Source organism: Photobacterium rosenbergii (assembly GCF_033022775.1).
In the GTDB taxonomy this organism is placed as follows: domain Bacteria; phylum Pseudomonadota; class Gammaproteobacteria; order Enterobacterales; family Vibrionaceae; genus Photobacterium; species Photobacterium rosenbergii_A.
The window spans coordinates 305,661-324,479 of record NZ_JAWJZI010000001.1 but is presented as its reverse complement, the minus strand read 5'-3'; the positions used below and the strand labels follow the sequence as shown (position 1 = coordinate 324,479).

At 45.0% G+C, this 18,819-nt stretch carries 20 protein-coding genes; 8 read left to right on the top strand and 12 right to left on the bottom strand.

Going from position 1 to position 18,819, the window contains the following annotated elements:
* The first annotated feature begins 64 nt into the window (after nucleotides 1-64).
* The 3 genes from R2X38_RS01515 to R2X38_RS01505 are packed head-to-tail and all read left to right on the top strand — an operon-like array spanning nucleotide 65 to nucleotide 1,837.
* Complete coding sequence (locus tag R2X38_RS01515) at nucleotides 65-871, top strand: crotonase/enoyl-CoA hydratase family protein (protein ID WP_317520238.1); 807 nt, start codon at nucleotides 65-67, stop codon at nucleotides 869-871.
* Nucleotides 872-926: 55 nt separating this feature from the next.
* Nucleotides 927-1,499, top strand: a complete 573-nt coding sequence (locus tag R2X38_RS01510) for a rhomboid family intramembrane serine protease (RefSeq protein ID WP_317520237.1) — start codon at nucleotides 927-929, stop codon at nucleotides 1,497-1,499.
* Nucleotides 1,499-1,837: a DUF1840 domain-containing protein gene (locus R2X38_RS01505; RefSeq protein WP_317520235.1), complete on the top strand. Its 339-nt coding sequence runs from the start codon at nucleotides 1,499-1,501 to the stop codon at nucleotides 1,835-1,837. The genes R2X38_RS01510 and R2X38_RS01505 overlap by 1 nt, the downstream gene beginning before the upstream one ends.
* A 28-nt stretch (nucleotides 1,838-1,865) precedes the next feature.
* Here R2X38_RS01505 and R2X38_RS01500 read toward each other — a convergent pair whose 3' ends face one another.
* The 5 genes from R2X38_RS01500 to R2X38_RS01480 form a co-directional block, all read right to left on the bottom strand.
* Nucleotides 1,866-2,507 carry a DJ-1/PfpI family protein gene (locus tag R2X38_RS01500; RefSeq protein WP_317520234.1) on the bottom strand — a complete coding sequence of 214 codons (642 nt, stop codon included), beginning with the start codon at nucleotides 2,505-2,507 and terminating at the stop codon, nucleotides 1,866-1,868.
* 136 nt (nucleotides 2,508-2,643) lie between these two features.
* The gene (locus tag R2X38_RS01495) at nucleotides 2,644-2,997 is read right to left on the bottom strand and encodes a putative quinol monooxygenase (protein ID WP_317520233.1); all 354 of its coding nucleotides are present in this window, start codon (nucleotides 2,995-2,997) and stop codon (nucleotides 2,644-2,646) included.
* A gap of 217 nt (nucleotides 2,998-3,214) precedes the next feature.
* The gene (locus R2X38_RS01490; protein ID WP_317520232.1) at nucleotides 3,215-5,125 is read right to left on the bottom strand and encodes a bifunctional metallophosphatase/5'-nucleotidase; all 1,911 of its coding nucleotides are present in this window, start codon (nucleotides 5,123-5,125) and stop codon (nucleotides 3,215-3,217) included.
* A gap of 203 nt (nucleotides 5,126-5,328) precedes the next feature.
* A complete protein-coding gene (locus R2X38_RS01485) occupies nucleotides 5,329-6,453 on the bottom strand; it encodes an endonuclease/exonuclease/phosphatase family protein (RefSeq protein ID WP_317520231.1) in 1,125 nt (374 codons plus the stop codon).
* Nucleotides 6,454-6,559: 106 nt separating this feature from the next.
* Nucleotides 6,560-7,828, bottom strand: a complete 1,269-nt coding sequence (locus tag R2X38_RS01480) for an O-acetylhomoserine aminocarboxypropyltransferase/cysteine synthase (protein WP_317520229.1) — start codon at nucleotides 7,826-7,828, stop codon at nucleotides 6,560-6,562.
* 321 nt (nucleotides 7,829-8,149) lie between these two features.
* Here R2X38_RS01480 and R2X38_RS01475 point away from each other — a divergent pair, with 321 nt between their 5' ends.
* A complete protein-coding gene (locus R2X38_RS01475) occupies nucleotides 8,150-9,799 on the top strand; it encodes a peptide ABC transporter substrate-binding protein (RefSeq protein WP_411184412.1) in 1,650 nt (549 codons plus the stop codon).
* A 166-nt stretch (nucleotides 9,800-9,965) separates the two neighbouring features.
* Here R2X38_RS01475 and rodA read toward each other — a convergent pair whose 3' ends face one another.
* Both rodA and R2X38_RS01465 read right to left on the bottom strand, forming a co-directional pair.
* Entirely contained in the window at nucleotides 9,966-11,048 is a 1,083-nt protein-coding gene (gene rodA, locus R2X38_RS01470) for a rod shape-determining protein RodA (RefSeq protein WP_317520227.1), read from the bottom strand.
* A gap of 97 nt (nucleotides 11,049-11,145) precedes the next feature.
* Nucleotides 11,146-11,598: a hypothetical protein gene (locus R2X38_RS01465; RefSeq protein WP_317520226.1), complete on the bottom strand. Its 453-nt coding sequence runs from the start codon at nucleotides 11,596-11,598 to the stop codon at nucleotides 11,146-11,148.
* A 209-nt stretch (nucleotides 11,599-11,807) separates the two neighbouring features.
* Between R2X38_RS01465 and R2X38_RS01460 the strand changes: the two genes are divergently transcribed.
* Together R2X38_RS01460 and R2X38_RS01455 are read left to right on the top strand one after the other, a co-directional pair.
* On the top strand, nucleotides 11,808-12,281 hold the full coding sequence (locus tag R2X38_RS01460) for a glycine zipper 2TM domain-containing protein (RefSeq protein WP_317520225.1): 474 nt from the start codon (nucleotides 11,808-11,810) through the stop codon (nucleotides 12,279-12,281).
* Nucleotides 12,282-12,408: 127 nt separating this feature from the next.
* Nucleotides 12,409-13,071 (top strand): carboxylesterase, encoded by a 663-nt coding sequence (locus R2X38_RS01455; RefSeq protein WP_317520224.1) that lies wholly within the window; start codon nucleotides 12,409-12,411, stop codon nucleotides 13,069-13,071.
* Between the two features lie 68 nt (nucleotides 13,072-13,139).
* Here R2X38_RS01455 and R2X38_RS01450 read toward each other — a convergent pair whose 3' ends face one another.
* The 4 genes from R2X38_RS01450 to R2X38_RS01435 all read right to left on the bottom strand — a co-directional run bounded on the left by R2X38_RS01450 (nucleotide 13,140) and on the right by R2X38_RS01435 (nucleotide 15,067).
* A complete protein-coding gene (locus tag R2X38_RS01450; protein ID WP_317520223.1) occupies nucleotides 13,140-13,766 on the bottom strand; it encodes a 3'-5' exonuclease in 627 nt (208 codons plus the stop codon).
* Nucleotides 13,767-13,808: 42 nt separating this feature from the next.
* Nucleotides 13,809-14,231, bottom strand: coding sequence for a DUF3859 domain-containing protein (locus R2X38_RS01445; RefSeq protein ID WP_317520221.1), 423 nt, complete (start codon nucleotides 14,229-14,231; stop codon nucleotides 13,809-13,811).
* A gap of 132 nt (nucleotides 14,232-14,363) precedes the next feature.
* A complete protein-coding gene (locus R2X38_RS01440; protein WP_317520220.1) occupies nucleotides 14,364-14,786 on the bottom strand; it encodes an Hsp20/alpha crystallin family protein in 423 nt (140 codons plus the stop codon).
* Nucleotides 14,787-14,893: 107 nt separating this feature from the next.
* Nucleotides 14,894-15,067, bottom strand: a complete 174-nt coding sequence (locus R2X38_RS01435; protein WP_317520219.1) for a hypothetical protein — start codon at nucleotides 15,065-15,067, stop codon at nucleotides 14,894-14,896.
* A 74-nt stretch (nucleotides 15,068-15,141) separates the two neighbouring features.
* Between R2X38_RS01435 and R2X38_RS01430 the strand changes: the two genes are divergently transcribed.
* On the top strand, nucleotides 15,142-15,594 hold the full coding sequence (locus tag R2X38_RS01430; RefSeq protein ID WP_317520218.1) for a GyrI-like domain-containing protein: 453 nt from the start codon (nucleotides 15,142-15,144) through the stop codon (nucleotides 15,592-15,594).
* A gap of 448 nt (nucleotides 15,595-16,042) precedes the next feature.
* Nucleotides 16,043-17,209, top strand: coding sequence for a sodium:proton antiporter (locus R2X38_RS01425; protein ID WP_317520216.1), 1,167 nt, complete (start codon nucleotides 16,043-16,045; stop codon nucleotides 17,207-17,209).
* Between the two features lie 141 nt (nucleotides 17,210-17,350).
* Here R2X38_RS01425 and R2X38_RS01420 read toward each other — a convergent pair whose 3' ends face one another.
* Nucleotides 17,351-18,736 (bottom strand): MATE family efflux transporter, encoded by a 1,386-nt coding sequence (locus R2X38_RS01420; protein WP_317520215.1) that lies wholly within the window; start codon nucleotides 18,734-18,736, stop codon nucleotides 17,351-17,353.
* Nucleotides 18,737-18,819 lie beyond the last annotated feature (83 nt).

The following is an 18,819-nucleotide window of genomic DNA, read 5'->3' as shown; positions in this document are numbered from 1 at the left end:
GCTTTGTTGATTTTGTGTTAATGTTCATGGTGTAACTGGACAGACCAGAATGGAGAGGGCGACTATGTCATGGACCAGATTGCTAGTTGAAGAAGAGGATGGTGTCGTTACTGTTGTGCTTAACAGGCCAGATAAATGTAATGCACTGGATATGTCTTTATTCAAAGAGCTAGACAAAGTAAGTAACCAGCTACGTAAGCGCAAGGATGTGCGGGCAGTGATTGTTAAAGGTGCGGGCGGCAATTTCAGTAGTGGGCTCGATGTGAAAAGTGTGGTGACCTCACGTTCTAATGCACTTTCATTACTTGCGAAATGGTTGCCTGGCAATGCCAATATGGCACAACGTGTATCGCGAAATTGGCGTAAGATCCCTTGCCCTGTCATTGCTGTTATAGAAGGCAAATGTTGGGGCGGGGGTATGCAAATAGTGTTGGGAGCGGATTTTCGTATCGCTTCGCCAGATGCAGAGTTGTCAATTATGGAGATCCGTTGGGGGTTAATGCCAGATATGGCAGGGTTGATGTCCTTACGTGAAGTGATGCCAAGAGATGCAGCCATGCGATTGACTATGACTGGGGAAATCTTACAAGCTGATGAAGCGAACAAGTTGAACTTGGTGACCGAAGTCGTTGAAGATCCTATGCAGTATGCTCAATCAATCTGTCAAGCGATTTGCAAAGGTTCTCCAGATGCTATTGCTGCTATTAAGTTAACAATGAATCGCTGTTGGCATAGCTCAGATCGTCGCTTGCTAGCCACTGAAACCTTGAATCAGATCAGATTGATTCTCGGTAAGAACTTTCATATCGCCGGTAAACGACAACGTAAGAAAGTTGATATAGATTACAAACCCAGGCAGTCGTTTTGGTAGAAAAAACGTTATGGGTGATGATGGTATATAAGCTAATGCATTTTAATGGTTGCAGATGATGAAGCTGGATCAGAAAGACAGAGACTCGTTAAAGTTCATTACGACAATCGTCGTGCTCATCACTGTCGTGCATGTCGTCAATGTATTCACTGTCGGCTATCTTTCTGATTTTGGCCTATTACCACGTCACTTTGGTGGGTTTACCGGCATTATTGCTTACCCATTTCTCCATGGCTCTTGGGGCCATTTGATCAGTAATATCCTGTCGTTTTCTGTTTTGGCGTTTCTGTTATCTCGATCAGGTTTGGCACGGTTAATCGCTATTTTTATGATTAGCTGGTTAGGCAGTGGCTTGGGTGTCTGGTTGTTCGGTCGAATGCATTACCACATAGGTTTGAGTGGGATTATCTATGGACTATGGGCGTATTTGCTGATGTACGCAATTATGTATCGTAGTGTTAAGTCGATTGCTATCGCCGTTTTGGTGATGTTTTTTTATGGCTCAATGGTTTGGGGTTTTTTACCCACTCAAGAGTGGATAAGTTATGAAAGCCATTTATTCGGTGCTATTTCGGGTGGGATAGCGGGCTACCATTATGCCCGTAGAGATAAGAGGAGGAATGAATAATGTTGGTGACGTTTAAATGCAAGGTTCACGCAAATGTCGTTATGTTTGGTGATGTCGCTAAACAATTTCTTAAGTTTATGGGGCATTGCGAGAACATCCCAGGAGCCATTGACCCACAGGATATTGATGATGCGCTTGCAAAACTCACTGCAGAAACCCAAAGATTGCGTCATTTAGAGTTGCAATCTGCCGATGAAGAAGCTGTTGATGTGGATGATGTCGCTGATTTAGACATGGAGCCGGTAGTAAGTCTCCATACTCGTGCAACGCCACTGATAGAAATGCTACAAGCGGCTAAACAGGCAGAATGCCATGTCATGTGGGATGAAGGTTGCTAAACTTTCTCACTTGGGCCTCACACCAGCTTCATTCGACGATGTGAAGGGGCGCGAAAGGATCATCGTCAGGATCATGGATCCAAAGGTATTCCATTTTTATTGCTAACTTGCGCGCGGCTTCTTCGTTGAGAAATTCTGCAATCACAGCGATAAGCATGTCTAAACAGGCAGTATTACCGGACGAGGTAAATACACGTTTATCACGTGTCCACCGCGCTACGGGGTTCCATTTAACTTGGTTTCCAAATGTCGTTGCCCAATGATAGTGTTGTTTATTGGTGGTCGCAGAGTGATTCTCAAGTAGCCCTGCCTGAGCGAGTAACACAGCCCCTAAACATGACGAGCAAATGAGGGTGTCATGTCGATTTTGTTTAGTAAGCCAATGAATTAGGTTCTCGTTTAGAAGGGCACTTTCGACGCCGGAGCCGCCGGGAATGAAGAGAATGTCATAGGCCATTAATGCCTGGTAGCTTAAATCAGCATTTAATGCGATACCTTGCTGGCTGGCCACCGCCTCGCTGTTTTCTGAGGTCAGCAGAATATCAAACTTCTCGGGTAATCCATGAAACAGTGCAATAGCAGCCGATACCTGAAGTAAATCAAACCCTTCAAATAAAACGATTGCTAATGTAAAGCGTGATGGCACGGCCGGTTGTTGATGCTCTGACATAAATCTTTTACGTAATTTGGGACACTTTAAGTAAGCGTAGCTTCGAGAACTGCCGGAAGGGTTCGCAAGTTTGCGCTTCCGGCAATTAGATAAGAGCTTTCATCTTTATCTGAGCCGATTTAAGAAAGCATCTGCATTAAGAAACTTTCTGCGGCGCGTCAAAGTTTTCAGGCTCATCAGTGTAAATACACACATTCCACTCTTTGGCTGCACCTGTTTCAGCCTCACAATGGGTAGCAAAGAAAGCTTGGATCTCGTTTCTCTTACAATGCGCCTCAAATGCAGCCATATCTGACCATATTTCATTGAACGCAATAGACATAGAGTTCCCCTCGGCAAACGGGCTTTTGATCTGTCGCGTGACGATATATTGCAGACAGCCATCTTCTCTTAGCGTGTTTGGCTCTAAAGCTTGGAGGGCAACAAATAACTCTTGTTCACGGCCAGCTTTAGGTTGGAATTGGGCAATACAGTAAACTTTTTTCGACATTTGACTTCCTTATCAGACATTTTAAAGTTGTGAGCTTTGATTAATTAAACCATGCAGTTACATATACCCAAGTTACTGGGTGTACAGTTAATTAGTCAAATGTAGTGCTGAGGACGGATTCTGTCCATGAAAAAATAAAGCCCCTCGAGTGAGGAGCTGTAATTGAGGTTGTGGTTATGCTGCCAGAGTGGCAGTTCTAAATGAAATAGCCTTACTGCTAAACATTATTCAGTGCTTGAGCAATCACGATATTTCGCTCAATTTCTTTCGCCTTATGTTTGCTGACATCACCTTTAAGCATTTGTTGCTGTGTTTTGATATATTCGGCAGCTTGTTTTGGCGACTTGAACATTAGATCTTTGACATTAATTGAAGCGATGTTGGTGTAACGACCATCTTTGCTGGTTGGTACGGAAATCTTGCCTTCGTTTATTAGTGTCTTGACGACTTCACGCTGCTTTTCAAAACCTTCAAGGCCTGAAAGCTTCCAACGTTGCATTGGCTTACCTTCGTATTTGCCGTGCTTAACTTCAGTCAGGTAACGAATGGTCAGATTTCGAATTGTGCCGTCTTCTTCACCGTATTCAGCTTCGGTATCAAATAGTACAGGAAAAGATTTGCCTTCCAATACGCCGCCAGCTTTTGTCAGGTGACCCATACGGTAGCTGTTCATGCCTAAGCGGATAGGGGTAGTATCGGTCACAGCTGTACCATCAGCGAACTGTAGATCAGTAATTCGCTGGCCCTGTGGCTGGGATAAGTCGATGGTGTAGGTAACACCGGCAAAGAAGTCATTGGTTGAGTATTTCGATGCACGGCGATCAGGGTTAAAACTGTAGGTCACATCGCCTGGCGTGACGCTGTTAAAGTAGCCAGCTGACCATTCCATGTAGGTTTTTAGATCTTTACCTGTCATTTCATAAACAGTGATCTCGCCACCTGCATACTGGTAGTTATAGGCGATATCTTTAGCCTTGATCTTACCAACGTTCAGCTCAGCCTTGTCATTATCGATCTGAAGGGCAATGACATTGGCTTTCGGCGCATAATACATGCTGGCTTCTTGGAATAGAGTACTGATACCTGTGTCTTGGATATGTACCTGCGGGATCCCCTTGATCTCATTTTGCGGTACAAGGTCGATGCCTGTAAGCTCAGCGACTACGCGATTAGCTTGCTCGCGAAGTCTTTTGTGATATGGCGAGTACAGCTCGTCCATTTTGTCATCAGAATCTATACCGTTAATTTTGTAGGTACAGCTGTCTTTGTTCACCAAAGTGTATTGGCCATTTTTCTCTTCGAACTGAAGATCGATACGAGAAAGGGCGCGGCCATATTTATCAGGCTCAGTGATAATTACACCATTGACCACGGCCTTATCGATGTGGGTGTGCATGTGGCCAGCAACAATGGCATCCAGCTCTGGGTTGTCGTTGGCGATATCGGTGACACCGGTTGCTTCGATATTGTTTTCGTTATCAAGACCCATATGTGCAACAAGCACGATAGCGTCTACTTTATCGTCAATTTGCTTGATGACTTTTTTCACTTCCAACGAAGGGTTGGTGAATGTCATGCCTTCTAGGCGGTTTGTCCCTTCAGCAAACACCTGAGTCATCGGTGTATCCATACCGATAACGCCAATCTTAATGCCTTGACGCTCAATAATTGTGTGGGCAGGTAAGAATGGGTTGCCATCTTTGCGTTTGATGTTACCGCCCAGAGAAGTCCCTTTAAACTGTGTAAGCGAGCGGTTTAGCACCTTGAGACCAAAATCGAACTCATGGTTACCCAACACCCATACGTCGTAGTTCATTTCATTGAAGCCGAGCATCATAGGATCGACAGGCTCATCCTTGAAGGTTTCAACGAAGTTACCCTGGATGGTATCACCGGCATCGACCAGAATGATATTGTCAGATTGGCCTCGGACCTCTTTTACCTTCGTGGCGATTTGGCTCAGGCTGCCGCGGGTATTGGCTTTGTCACTGGCGTAATCCCACGCCATGAAATGTCCGTGAATGTCAGATGTACCTAAGATAGTGACATCAACGATATCGCCGTCAGCTGCGAAGGCATGGCCGCTCATGGCGAGAAGAATGGTTGAGGCTAAAAGATGTTTTTTCATGTTAACTTATGATTTTTATGAATAAAGTGGCGTAATACTAAAGGTTTAACGTTTTCGTTTTTGCAGTATTGATCACTTTATTGCTTGTTGATTGTATTTATTTGCATGTCATTGTGAGGCGTGTCTTACATTTTGTTGCGGTATTAATCGAAATGGGTGGCTTTAAACCAATTGCCAAATTGTCATCATTTTTGTTTAAAGCCTTATTGCCGAATGAGAAGTGAAATCATCACAACTGCATGGTCTGTGCTATGGCTATCTATGTCATAGGATGGGTTGATAAGGTGCTTATCGTAAAGGTGATAATCGTAAACTTCAGCCAGGCTTTCGTCGAAGCTCGCGTCGAATTCACCACTTAATAAGATGTAGTCAAGCACCATGCCCTTTGCACCATAGTAAAAGGTATATGGTGCCGGGTGTTTACTAGGGATCGGTACGTTTTGCTCAGCAATATCATTAACAGAACCTGAAACAGCAAGTTTGCTGAATTCGCGATGGCACAGGCTGGCCTGAAACAGTGACCAACTCTGTTGAAGCCGGAAGCGTTGGGAAATAGCGTTCGAAAAGGCATCATTTTTCTGGCGACCACCATCAGCAAGTAAATGGTGCAATACACTGGTCTCTAACTCGTCATTGAAATCACCCATTAAAATGGCAGGTAACCCCGACTTCATTTTTCGTTTCCAGATAGCATTAATGAGCTGGGCAGCTTCCGCGCTTCGTTGTTGGGTTGAAGCCCACTGGCCAAGGATCTCTGCACGTAAATTGTCAGCGGCTATTTCTGAATAAAAAGCTGTATCGATATTAATTTGACGAAAGCCCTCATCAACAATGGGCCTCTTCGACTTAAAATGAACGACATAGAAGTCGCATTCTCCTAGCTGAGGTAGTTGTATCGTTGCTCTGAGCGGTTTGCGGCTGAAAGAAAAGCTGTCACTGATCCCTAGCGGGCCATTGAGATTGGCGTCTTCTGGAACAGCGCTGAAGCCTGTGATCGGAAAGCGTGAGGCAATGGCGACCACCGGGCTATCGTAGATATAGTCGTCGACCACGTTTGGCTCATCGATAACAGTAAAATAAGCATAACCAGACTCTTTTGTCAGTTGCTGTAGAGAGGGTGAAGAAAAGACTTCCTGAAACCCAACCACGTCAGGTTGATGATCTTCTAAGTAAGTGCGGATCCAAGTTTGTTTTCTATCCCATTGCTCTTGCGAATAGATATTTTCGAAGTCGTAGAAAGCGTCGGGCGGGGCGAGGTAATTACATAAATTGAAAGTCGCTATTTTGATAGTATTGTCGGGTTGAGCGTTATCGGTTAAATACGGCAAATTGCTATCCAAATATTCGGTAATCCTATAAATAGAATAGGGCTAAACATGCAAAAACAAAACGGAAATTGCAGTTTAGCCCTTATACACCGAACTTGATTGGATGTTATGCGTTCAACGCTTGTTCCAAGTCTTCAATGATATCGTCGATGTGTTCGATACCGACGGAAAGGCGAATCATCTCTGGGCTGACCCCCGCTTGAGCTTGTTCGCTTTCACTCAACTGCCTGTGAGTGGTTGAAGCGGGGTGACAAGCGAGTGATTTAGCATCCCCTATGTTGACCAAGCGCTTGAAGATTTTCAGTGCATCGTAGAAACGGACGCCAGCATCATAGCCATCTTTCAATCCGAAGGAGAGAATTGCTGAAGGTTTGCCTTTCATGTACTTCTCAGCCAGTGGGTAGTAAGGTGAATCAGACAAACCGGCATAGCTCACCCAGCTCACCTTTTCATGCTGTTTCAGATATTCAGCAACCTTAAGCGCATTCTCGGTATGGCGTTCCATGCGAAGCGGGAGTGTTTCAAGCCCTTGCAGCAACATAAAGGCATTCATCGGTGACAGTGCTGAGCCCGTGTTGCGCAGAGGTACAGTACGGGCGCGGCCGATGAAAGCGGCTTCGCCAAATGCCTCGGTATATACGACACCATGGTAAGAGGCTTCTGGCTGGTTGAAGACAGGGAAGCGATCTTTGAATTTAGCCCAAGGGAATTTACCGGAGTCAATGATCATACCGCCAAGGGTTGTACCATGACCTCCTACGTATTTGGTTAGCGAGTGAACCACGATATCCGCGCCAAACTCAATAGGTTTACATAGAGCAGGCGTCGCGACTGTGTTATCGACAATAACGGGTACACCTTGCTGATGGGCAAGCTCTGCGATTTTTTCCAAATCGACAATATTCCCTGCTGGGTTACCGATACTCTCACAGTAAACCGCTTTGGTGTTGTCATCGATTAGGGCCGCCAGGCTCTCAGGTTTGTCATCTGGTGCAAAGCGAACTTCAATACCTTGTTTAGGTAACATATGGGCGAACAAGGTGTAAGTCCCACCATAAAGCTGAGGAGTTGAGATAATGTTATCACCCGCTTCGGCCAAGGTTTGGACAGCATAGTTGATAGCTGCACTTCCTGCACTGACGGCTAATCCCGCAATACCACCTTCCAACGCAGCCATCCGCTTTTCTAGTACATCGTTGGTCGGGTTCATAATACGGGTATAGATATTGCCCGGTACTTCCAAGTTAAAGAGATCAGCACCATGCTGAGCGTCATCAAATTCATAGGCAACAGTCTGGTAAATCGGTGTAGCGACAGACTTCGTCGTCGGGCAGGTTTCATAGCCACTGTGTATGGAGATCGTTTCGTCTTTCATATTGCTGTTTCTTCCTTGATTAATGACAGAACAATTCGAAAGTATGGCAAATGCTTCAGCTGTTTACTGAGAAACATCACAGAAAATTGGTATTCTGTTGAATTACTGAAGTTAAATGGTCAAATTAAGAGGACAATGCTAACAACTTCATGCTTGTCAATATGCTTTACTGTAGTAAGTTAAAACGGCGAACAAATATTCTGAGTTGAGCAATATGTTAGTTTGGCTTATTGATCTGAAGGACAATATAGCGTTCTATTTGTAGGTCATTCTGACAAAAGGAAGTCATTAGCCTCATCAGTTACATCTATGTACTTGGCTATGTATCAATATAAAAAGGACTTAGTAGTAGTGAAAAAATACGTTCTTTCCGCAGCGATCAGTGCTGCACTTGCTTTTCCCGCTTTTAATCTGATTGCTGCTGAGGTGCCAGCAGGTGTAGAGTTCGCTAAAAACCAGTATTTGGTCAGAGCCAATGGCGCAGAGCCAGATACTGTCGATCCTGGCTTTGTCGGTTCAGGCAGTCCGGGCGATGTGATCGTCAATGATCTTTTTGAAGGCTTGGTGATCGAGAACCTAAAAGGTGAAACCATTCCGGGTCAGGCAGAATCATGGTCGACATCTGAAGACGGTAAAACGGTGACGTTTGTTTTACGCGATGGCTTGAAATGGTCAGATGGCTCGCCATTGACGGCTCAAGATTTTGTCTATGCCTGGCAGCGGGCGGTCGATAGCAAGACGGGCAACTCGACGGGTTTTAATTTCCAGACTGCGAATGTAGTCAATGCCGATGAGATTATTGCTGGCGATAAACCGTCATCTGAGTTGGGTGTAAAGGCTAAAGACGAGCGAACCTTAGTGGTATCACTGACTCGTCCGACTCCGTATTTCATCAGCATGATGAGTATCAAAACTTTCTTTCCGGTGCCGCAGTCAATAGTTGAGAAGCATGGTGATAGCTGGACCCGCGCGGAGAACTTTGTGTCAAATGGTGCTTATACACTGAAGCAGTGGGTACCGAATGAAAAAGTCGATGTGGTTAGAAATGGGCAATACCGAGCGAATGACAAAACGGTGATTGAAGGAGTGACTTACCTTGCGCTGTCGTCACAAAATGCCGAGCTTACCCGATATCAAGCCGGTGAAATCCATATGACCAACCGTGTTCAATTGGAATACTACCAAAAGCTCATCAAAGAAAGCCCGGAACAGATTCAGGCTCTTCGTTTGCTCGGCTCCTATGTCTATGCATTCAATACCCGAGTTGCTCCTTTCGATAATGCTGATGTACGCCGTGCCCTTAGCATGGTTATCGACCGTGAAATATTGGTTGATAAAATCACCGGCCAAGGTGAACCCGCAGCCTATTCTGTCGTGCCGGACATTATTGCTGGCTATGAAGGGGCTGTGCCTTCATTTAAAGCGACAGATGGCAAACAGCGCCTTGAGCAAGCCAAAGCTCTGTTAGCAGAGGCAGGATATGGGCCGGATAAGCCGCTTTCAATTAAGCTGACCTATAACACCAGTGAGAATCACAAGAAAATTGCGTTGGCTATTGCTTCAATGTGGAAACCGCTGGGCGTGAATGTTCAGCTGGACAATATGGAGTGGAACGCGTACTTGTCGGCCAAGACAGCAGGTGACTTTACTGTCGCACGCTCCTATGCATTTGGGGACTTTGCTGAACCATCATCAGTACTAGGCAGTTTCCAATGTGGCCATGTGAGCAACGAGACCGGTTTCTGTGACAGTAAATTTGATGATCTGCTTGCTAAGGCAGCTTCGGCATCAGACCAAAGCGAGCGTTATGATTTGTACCATCAGGCAGAAGAGATCCTCAATGAGGCCGCACCTGTGATCCCGCTATACCACTATAACCATACCCGTTTGGTTAAAGCGGATTTGAAAGGCTTCCCTATCAATAATCCTAAGGGCAACATCTACGCCAAGGATATGTATTTTGTGAAGTAAGCAGTTTCAGTGACAGGTGAGATATAGAGAGCAGTAGGGTTAAATTTAAAATCCTACCCACCATGGATGCCCCGGGCTGGCGTTCCAGAGCCGGGGCTACATGGGTGTATTAATGCGTTTTTGAAATTTGATCCTACTGGCCTCGCATAGATAATGAATCTTAGCGTTATTTACTCTTGTACGGCTTATATAGACACAACGACATAATGATACCGAAGCACACACCTTGCGTGATCATCGCGGTACCGCCGTAGCTGAAGAAGGGGAGAGGGCTGCCCATTACCGGCAACACACCACTGACCATGCCCATGTTGATAAACGCATACAAGAAGAAACTTAGTGATAATGCACCGCTGACCAATCGGTTGAATGGCGATTCACACTGACAGGCCAACCAAATCACTCGGCCCGTAATAAACAAGTACAACCCCAGTAGTATCAGGCTACCGATAAACCCCCACTCCTCGGCATAGGTCGAGAAGATAAAGTCAGTATGGCTCTCTGGGATAAAGCCAAGATGTCCCTGCGTGGCATTGGTCCAACCCTTGCCTTTAATTCCCCCTGAACCAATGGCAATCAATGATTGAATGATTTGATAACCGGCACCAAGCGGATCTGACTCCGGATCAAGGAACTGGGTAACGCGTTTTTTCTGATAAGCCTCCATCACGAAGAACCACAGCAGAGGAACCGCTGTGGCGATACCACCAAGGAATGAACCAATGATTTTCCAGCTCATACCTGCGAAATACAGAACGAACAAGGCATAGATGATGGTGAAGATGGCACCATCAAGATCCGGTTGGATAAAGATCAGGCCTGCCGGTATACCCGTTACCAATAAACAAAGACCGATTTTTTTTAGGTCAGGACGGCCGGCATCAACCACCAAGAGCCAGGCCACCATCATAGGAATGGCAACTTTAACCAACTCTGACGGTTGGAAGCGGATAGGGCCAATAGCCAGCCAACGCTGCGAGCCATTAGTGCTATCGCCCATGACGATAACCCCCAGCAACAACACAATGGCTAAGCCATAAAGATAAGGGGCGGCATGTTGGTATTTGATCGGCGGAATAGCAGACATCACCACCAAACAAAACAGTGCGATCAAAGCACGAATAAGGTGGCGTTCGAGCATCGGCTCGCTAAAGCCACTGGCACTCCATACTGTGAGGGAGCCGAGTAAAATCAGGATGCTGATGGCGATCAGCAATGGATAATCAATTCTTGGTCTGTAATTAAGCATAATTTCTTGAATCGTAAGCAATAACAATCTGCGCAATATGTATTGCGCACGCTGGCATTTTAAGGCCGAAAAACATCTATGTTGTTGTTTCGATTGGTTAGTGATGCTCAACAATAGTGCGGAACTGGAGATTAGCTTCTTTCCAGCCGCCCAAGCGGTGTTTGGTTTTTACTAGCGTGTAAGCACACAAGGGTATGGCGACGACAGCCATTGCAATCATTATCCATTGCTTGACCAGAAGTCGTCTCTCGGATGCTTGCCACCAGTAATCAACAGGTACTGTTTGCTGGGAAAGCTCGAGGTGCCGTTGTGACGTAGGCGGGGAGCTAATGGTTATCCAACCAATGGGCTCGTGCTTATGTAGTGAAGAGAGATACCACTCTTCATCATCCTCTAGCCGTTGTTCAGAGGCCTCAACCACAACGGTTAGGTGGTAACGGTTGTGCTCAAATCCAGACTGAAATAAGAAACTTATATAAGTTGATAGGGATACAAGCGATAACCCGAAGATCAGCATAATGAACTTGGGGAGTGAAAGTGAATGTTTCATTTCTTGTATCTAAGCCAAAGTATTTGAGGGCTTTATATCTGATGAGTGCAAACAAGTTATAGCGTTAGTAAAAAAATGCAATTGATTTTTACAATGCTGGTGCCGGATTGCTTTTAGTTGCGGGATATTTGTTCAGAATACCTTGCTAGAGCCTTGTAAAGCTAACGCTATACTTAAGGCAGGATCCTACGTAACAAAAAGGTGTCGGCATGAATAAGCTTTTTTATCCGGTTGTGCTGTTGTTAGGCCTACTAGGGATAGGAATAACAGGGTGTTCGAGTAACCCTTATGGTGACTCCTATGGAGTTGCAGATACTCGTACAATTCAGCAGGTGCGATATGGTGTTGTGATGAAGACTGAACCCGTTACCATTGAAGGCGAAGGTCAAGCTGTTGGTGCTATAGCGGGTGCTGCCGTAGGTGGTATTCTTGGTTCAAAAATTGGTGGCGGCTCCGGCTCTGATATCGCGGCTATTGGTGGTGGTGTACTTGGTGGTTATGCTGGTAGTAAAGCAGCAGAAGGGGTGACCCGCCGTAATGGTGTCAACTTAACGATTAAGATGGATGACACCGGGGAGACTATAGCTATCGTGCAAGAAGCAAACCCCAATATGATGTTCACGGTCGGGCAACGAGTCAGGGTTAATGTCGATGGCCGTACCGCGCGGGTTGTGCCCGAATAACGAATCACTTGCCATTCTAGTTCAAGAGATAAGTATCAATTTCTCGAAAGCATGAGTGGCTTTATTTCACGTGCACCCTACAGGTATATTAGAGCTCTAACACCATCAAATGCAGGATGCTAATTCAATGACCCAAACTTTATCTTCCGTGATTGTCGAGCCTGAAATTACGCCAACAGCGAGTGTTATCTGGCTTCATGGGTTGGGTGCCAATGGTCACGACTTCGAGGCCATACTCCCTGAGCTCAAGCTTCCTGAAGGCGCTCCTATTCGATTTATTTTCCCTCATTCGCCTTCAATTCCGGTCACGATTAACGGTGGTATGGTCATGCCGGCTTGGTATGACATTCTAGAGATGGGAGCAGGGAGGAAACTCAATACGCAGCAGTTGCTCGATTCGGCTGATGCGGTAACAAAGCTGGTGGATCATGAAATAGCCAGTGGTATTCCTAGCGAGCGGGTATTGCTAGCAGGTTTCTCCCAAGGTGGTGCGGTTGCCTATCAAGTCGCATTAACTTACCCGCAGCCATTGGCTGGGCTTCTCGCTCTCTCTACCTATTTCCCTACCGCGGAAGATATTGAAGTAAGCTGTGCCAATAAGCAGCTAGAAATAGAAATCATGCATGGCAGTTATGACCCAGTTGTGTTGCCCGCAATGGGGAGGGATGCCCTAGGTGCCCTTGAGGGGCTTGGGTTTTCACCAAATTGGCGTGAATACCCGATGGAGCACCAGGTATGTTACCCGCAAATCAAGGATATTTCTGAGTGGCTGCAAGCTAAATTGCTATAGCCCACCATTTGTCGTCAGTGTTACAGATGTGCCCAAGCATAACGCTTGGGCTATAAGATAAGTCAGGATCAGGCGGCAATTTTCCTAATTAGCGCTGGTACTGACGCTTTGCTTGTTTTGCTCAACTTGCGCATCACATCGAAAGAGATCGATGGTAAATTGGTTTTATCTTTTACTACATTGACTAATCGCAACCACAGTCTTGCCGTAATTTCGGCATCCGCTAAAGCCCGGTGGAAGGTACCGTCGTTGGGAATATTGAGTTCGTTAACGAGAGTCCCTAATTTGTGATTCGGGGCTTCTTGGTATAGTCGGCGCGCCAATAGCATGGAGCAGACAAAGTCACCGCTATATTGGCGATTAAGCATACCCAGTTCGGCATCAAGGAAACGTTGATCAAATGAAGCGTTATGGGCAATGAGGTTATAGCCCTGGATAAAATCAGCAAATTCGTCCATAACCGCATGGCAGCTCGGTGCCGACTCTAGCATTTTATTGGTGATGCCCGTGTAACCTTCAATGAAGCTGCTAACACGGAAACCAGGATTCATCAGTTGCTGAAACTGGTCAATAACAATGCCATTTTGAATTTTTACTGCACCGATTTCGATGGCACGATCGCCCATGTTGGGTGAAAGGCCTGTTGTCTCAAAGTCGAGAACAATGACCGTATCAGCGGGATGTTGTGTATACATTACTAACCTAGCAAATAAGTGTTTATATTGTGTTCTGTTTTTCTAGTAGCCACGTTTTTTCCAGAACTCAGCTTCATCTTTGGCATAAAGGTTGAAATTTTTTTCTGCTACCACCTTACCACCAAGTTCAATCGTCATGCGCCATTTGCCGATTTTATTGGAAATAGGCTCCCAAATGGTGTCACCGAGGTAGAAATCCCAATCGTTGGTGCGAACATGCAATTCTCCATCAAATGGCTCTAGCTCATCACCATCTTCGTCGGTGATACCTGGATGGTAAATACAATAGCGGATCTTCTCGCCACGGGCTTTCTTAATATTGACAGTAAACCCGAACTCGATGTCTATTTCTGCTGGCACATCGGTGGTAAAGGTCTGGATTTTGGGTAAGTGTTTGGACTCGGCATCCCAGGTTGAATGGATACCATAGGTCTCAATGCTAACGACAGGTTTTGATTTGGCCATGACTAAAGAGCAGCAAAACGAAGAAATAAAAGGGGTATTATAAAGCGAAGTACGGTTGGTTTCATGCTCATTTGTAAGCAGATGCAAAAAGAGGCTAGTTAGCTAGCCTCTTGTGTTGCTTGTCGTATTGAATCAATTGATTTCCACATTGGTGCTATTGGGTGAAGCCCCTTCAACTTTTGGTACTTGTATGGTGAGTACCCCATCATTGAAGCTAGCATGAACGTCTTCTTGTTGGATATTGTGGCCAAGATAAAAACTTCGCATCAGCCTACCTTCATAACGTTCTTTGCGGATCACTTTTCCATCTTTTTCTTCTAGATCATCTTTCTTAGTGACAGCTTCTATGGTCAAAGAACCATTGGATAGTTGGACAGAAATATCACTCTTATTAACACCGGGAAGATCAGCGCTGATTTCAAACGCATTGTCTTTTTCAATGATATCGATTCTTGGTGAATAAACATCAGTATCAAGTCTGTGCCTTAGTGTAGGAAAGGCATGATCGAACATCTGCGAAAAGTCGAACCAAGAATCACGAGGTACCAAGCTCATAATTGCCTCCGACAGATTGCTTAATCATCAATACAATTGTAGATAATGGGCAAAAAGTCTGGCGAATATTTAAACTCGGCTTGATGTATGTCAAGCCGAGTTACCTTTTAGTCTCCGCCATCGTCTCCACCATCATGGTTTCCGTCGTAGGGGCTGTCTTCTCCTGGACTACCTTTGGCATATCGTTCACTGCCATCCTCATCATCAGGGCTGTGTTGTTCAACGATATTGTCTTTGTCTGGTTGTGCAGGATTAAAGATATTTTTGAGCCACTCAAACATAGGCTAACCTTACTAATGACCTTAGCGGTTTGAACATTACATCACTAATACTAGTTCGTTGTTTGGGTAATGACATGAAAAGCGTACACATTGGTGAAACTTGCTTAGCTTATCTGAGAGTGACTGGGCCCTATGGTGAAAATTATGAACCTGCTGTTGAGCAGTTATACCGCTGGGCAGGGGAGCAAAAGTTGCAAGGCGGACAGTGTTTGTTTATTTACCACGATGATCCAGACAAAATAGCGCCTGCTCAATGCCGGACAGATATATGTTTGACTGTACCTGCCGGCACTGTAGCAAGTGGTGATGTTGCTATACAAACCCTAGCTGCGGGGAAATACTGCACCCGAAGAGAAATCGTCAGGCATAAAGAAGATTATCCAATGTATTGGAAAGAGATTGAAAATGACGTCAAAAACGCTGGCTTCGAGCTCGATGAGCGACCATGTTTCGAGTTGTATCATAGTTATGATATTGAAACACATGTTGCAGACGTTGGGTTTTACCTCGCCGTGAAGGGGGAGTGATAGATTGTCGTGAAGTAAAAAATATTTGTGCCACAAGGCGTTAGGAATGGGTTTCAATACGTAAATCTATTTTGCAATTATCGATAAGTGTAAATCTCCTTTTGAATTTGTCGCTTAGTGTTTTCTTATATCGGTTAGACAGAAAAGACTTGAAGAAAAACCCGAGTTAAGGGTATTATCAATTCGAAATTAAAACATACCTTATTAATTGATTAATCTCACATATCCGATTTAAATTCCCTCCCCATTTATTTCAATTTGTAAGAAAAATAAATGTTTGCTTAATATTTTTTGATGTTATTTATAAAAAAGTAATTTCCATTACAGATACATACTTTTTTATACGCTAAATAAAACACTGTAATAAGTTTAATCAATATATTCACACTCAAGAAAACAAAAAAACAGACGTTTGTAGAATGAAGATTACTCTTAATAAGGTTTCAATGTGAAAAAAGTCATACTCTATTCAATCCTACTTTTGATTGGCTTGTTCTTATCACAATTGCTCCCACTGTATTTCCAAGGCTATAGTGCCTTGCAGCCAGTACTGATGGTTGTAACGATGTCGGCATTGGCTTACATCATGATCAACGTCGGGCGTGAATTCGATATAGATAAAGACAATTTAAAGCAATATGGCTGGGACTATGTCGTAGCGATGACCACTGCGACATTCCCTTGGATCGCTGTCGTTCTCTATTTTATTTTTGTACTGATGCCGAGTGAGCTCTGGTTCAATGCTGATGCTTGGAAAGAGACACTGGTAATTGGCCGTTTTGCAGCACCTACTTCAGCCGGAGTCTTGTTTGCGATGCTCGCTGCGGCAGGTCTTGGTGCGACTTGGATGTTCAAAAAGGCAAGGGTGTTAGCCATTTTTGATGATCTAGATACCGTACTGCTGATGATCCCATTAACTATTTTGGTTGTCGGTTGGCGACCAGCGCTGGGCTTAACCTTAATAGTCATGCTTGTGCTGCTGGTAATGGGTTACAAATACCTACACAAGTGGAATATACCAGCTTCGGCAAGTTCGATTGTGGCTTATTCAGTTTTGATTGCAGGCCTGTGTGAGCTGTTCTATATCTCTACGGATATTCACTTTGAGGTACTTCTCCCGGCCTTTGTCTTAGGTTGTATGATGAAATCGCAGCATGAATCGGCTGAAGATGTGAAAGTGTCTACGGCAGTTGCTTGCATCTTCATGGTATTGGTCGGTTTGAGCTTACCTCAGATTTTTGGCGCTGTTGCTCCGACGGATAATACAAGTGTGACGACTGCTATGCCTGCAATGGAAATGAGCGAGATTGTATTCCACGTCATTATGATTTCCATTGTGTCGAATATCGGCAAGATGTTCCCGCTGTTTTGTTACCGCAACGAGGCGACTGTGAAAGAGCGTTTAGCTCTGTCTATAGGTATGTGGCCTCGAGGTGAAGTTGGTGCTGGTGTGTTGATGATCAGTATCGGTTATGGATTTGGTGGACCTATTGTGACGATCAGTATGCTGTCATTGGCATTGAACCTAGTGCTGACAGGCTTTTTCATCATGATGGTACGTAGTTTGATTCTAAGCCCAGTTAAAGGAGGCGCACATGAAAAAACGCGAGCTTAAATTACTAGCAGCCGTAATATCAATTTTCCTGTTTTCACTCGTAGTGGGTAGAGCAGCAGCATAATAAAATCGGCTTAGTTTCTATCTAAACTGGCTACGTTGCTAAATTAACGTAGCCAGTTTTTTTATGTATTGGTTCTATTACGCGTTAGCAGGTTGCGGTTGAACAGTTAAGTTATTTAGCCAGCGGCGTTTCAAGTAACGGTTGAAACAGAGCGATAGTTTTACTACCTCTTCCGCTAGCAGTGCCAAATACACCCAGCCAAATGACCACTCCCCGATAAATGCACCATATGCGGTAAATGGAATACCAATCATCCACATGGCGATAAAGTCCATTCTCAAACAGAACAGGTTCTCACCACCGGTGCGTAAAATGCCGTTGATGATAATCATATTGAGCATTCGTAGCGTGATACCAATGCTGATCACATACATAGCTGGTTTTGCTAACGGCATTAAATCTTCTTGGTTTAGGTTGAGCCAAGAAAGCACGAACAGGTGATTGAGATAAAGGAACAAGCCCATTCCCAAGCCGATAATCAACACGAATTTGAGGAAGAAAACCGTCATTGCTTGGGCTTTTTCAAATTCATCGCGGCCCAGCGACTGGCCTATCAATACTGAACACGCCACGGAAATACCCATGAACACGGAGTAGAGTAGTGATTCAAATGGCCCAATCATGCTAAATACCGCAAGCTCCGTGGTGCCCATATGACCAAAGATAATCTGGTAGGTCAGTGTGCCAAGAGCCCAGAGCAATGCGTTTAAAGATTGTGGAATAGCCAGCTTACGGTACGTCATCCACAATGTTTGGTGGTTACGGATAGATTGGCTAACAATCAGCCAATGCTTACGATAAGCGAGTACACCACACATCATCAAAACCTGTGCGAATCGAGCAATGGTTGTTGCCAGCGCCGCACCGGCAACCCCCATAGCGGGTATGCCTAAACCACCTTTTATTAGTAGGAAATTCAGGGCAATATTCAACGCAATGGTAATGGCACCAAATATAAGTGGCAGCAGGGCATCATCGCTGGCACGCAGGCTAGATTCCAACGTAATGATCACGTGGGTAAGGATCAGAACAGGGAAGCTGTACCACAAGTATTGGCTGCCTTGCATGATCACCTCCAGGTCATTGGTCTGAAGGCGCATGATTTGCGGGGCAAACACTGTGATAATAATTGTGACTGGTACCATGATGGTGGCCCCAAGCTTCATCGCTTGAAGAGTTACTGTTTTAGCATGAATACTGTCTTTTTTGCCCCAATACTGGGAAACTAGGATGCCATTCGCTGAGGCTAAGCCTGCCATGATCATAATGGCAACAAAGTGCCATTTCGAAGCAATACCCACAGCCGCAGTGGCTGACTGGCCAAAGTCACTCACCATTAATACATCGGCAAGGGCGAGGATCGCCACTAGGGCACTTTGAATGGCAACGGGAAAGGCCAACTTTGCGATACGGGCAAAGAGGTCTTGTGGTAGTGCTGTTGGATTGTTTTTAATTGTTGTCATCGTCAGTCTCCGGATCATACCTATTAAAGGTAGAGCGGTTTGTAGAGATAGATCGGCTTGGTAATGGACGGCAACTATAACGA

What these genes read in the sequence shown, in the direction of transcription:
- R2X38_RS01515 (WP_317520238.1), top strand. Translation starts at nt 65, where the DNA reads ATGTCATGGACCAGATTGCTAGTTGAAGAAGAGGATGGTGTCGTTACT.
- R2X38_RS01510 (WP_317520237.1), top strand. Translation starts at nt 927, where the DNA reads ATGATGAAGCTGGATCAGAAAGACAGAGACTCGTTAAAGTTCATTACG.
- R2X38_RS01505 (WP_317520235.1), top strand. Translation starts at nt 1,499, where the DNA reads ATGTTGGTGACGTTTAAATGCAAGGTTCACGCAAATGTCGTTATGTTT.
- R2X38_RS01500 (WP_317520234.1), bottom strand. Translation starts at nt 2,507, where the DNA reads ATGTCAGAGCATCAACAACCGGCCGTGCCATCACGCTTTACATTAGCA.
- R2X38_RS01495 (WP_317520233.1), bottom strand. Translation starts at nt 2,997, where the DNA reads ATGTCGAAAAAAGTTTACTGTATTGCCCAATTCCAACCTAAAGCTGGC.
- R2X38_RS01490 (WP_317520232.1), bottom strand. Translation starts at nt 5,125, where the DNA reads ATGAAAAAACATCTTTTAGCCTCAACCATTCTTCTCGCCATGAGCGGC.
- R2X38_RS01480 (WP_317520229.1), bottom strand. Translation starts at nt 7,828, where the DNA reads ATGAAAGACGAAACGATCTCCATACACAGTGGCTATGAAACCTGCCCG.
- R2X38_RS01475 (WP_411184412.1), top strand. Translation starts at nt 8,150, where the DNA reads ATGTATCAATATAAAAAGGACTTAGTAGTAGTGAAAAAATACGTTCTT.
- rodA (WP_317520227.1), bottom strand. Translation starts at nt 11,048, where the DNA reads ATGCTTAATTACAGACCAAGAATTGATTATCCATTGCTGATCGCCATC.
- R2X38_RS01465 (WP_317520226.1), bottom strand. Translation starts at nt 11,598, where the DNA reads ATGAAACATTCACTTTCACTCCCCAAGTTCATTATGCTGATCTTCGGG.
- R2X38_RS01460 (WP_317520225.1), top strand. Translation starts at nt 11,808, where the DNA reads ATGAATAAGCTTTTTTATCCGGTTGTGCTGTTGTTAGGCCTACTAGGG.
- R2X38_RS01455 (WP_317520224.1), top strand. Translation starts at nt 12,409, where the DNA reads ATGACCCAAACTTTATCTTCCGTGATTGTCGAGCCTGAAATTACGCCA.
- R2X38_RS01450 (WP_317520223.1), bottom strand. Translation starts at nt 13,766, where the DNA reads ATGTATACACAACATCCCGCTGATACGGTCATTGTTCTCGACTTTGAG.
- R2X38_RS01445 (WP_317520221.1), bottom strand. Translation starts at nt 14,231, where the DNA reads ATGGCCAAATCAAAACCTGTCGTTAGCATTGAGACCTATGGTATCCAT.
- R2X38_RS01440 (WP_317520220.1), bottom strand. Translation starts at nt 14,786, where the DNA reads ATGAGCTTGGTACCTCGTGATTCTTGGTTCGACTTTTCGCAGATGTTC.
- R2X38_RS01435 (WP_317520219.1), bottom strand. Translation starts at nt 15,067, where the DNA reads ATGTTTGAGTGGCTCAAAAATATCTTTAATCCTGCACAACCAGACAAA.
- R2X38_RS01430 (WP_317520218.1), top strand. Translation starts at nt 15,142, where the DNA reads ATGAAAAGCGTACACATTGGTGAAACTTGCTTAGCTTATCTGAGAGTG.
- R2X38_RS01420 (WP_317520215.1), bottom strand. Translation starts at nt 18,736, where the DNA reads ATGACAACAATTAAAAACAATCCAACAGCACTACCACAAGACCTCTTT.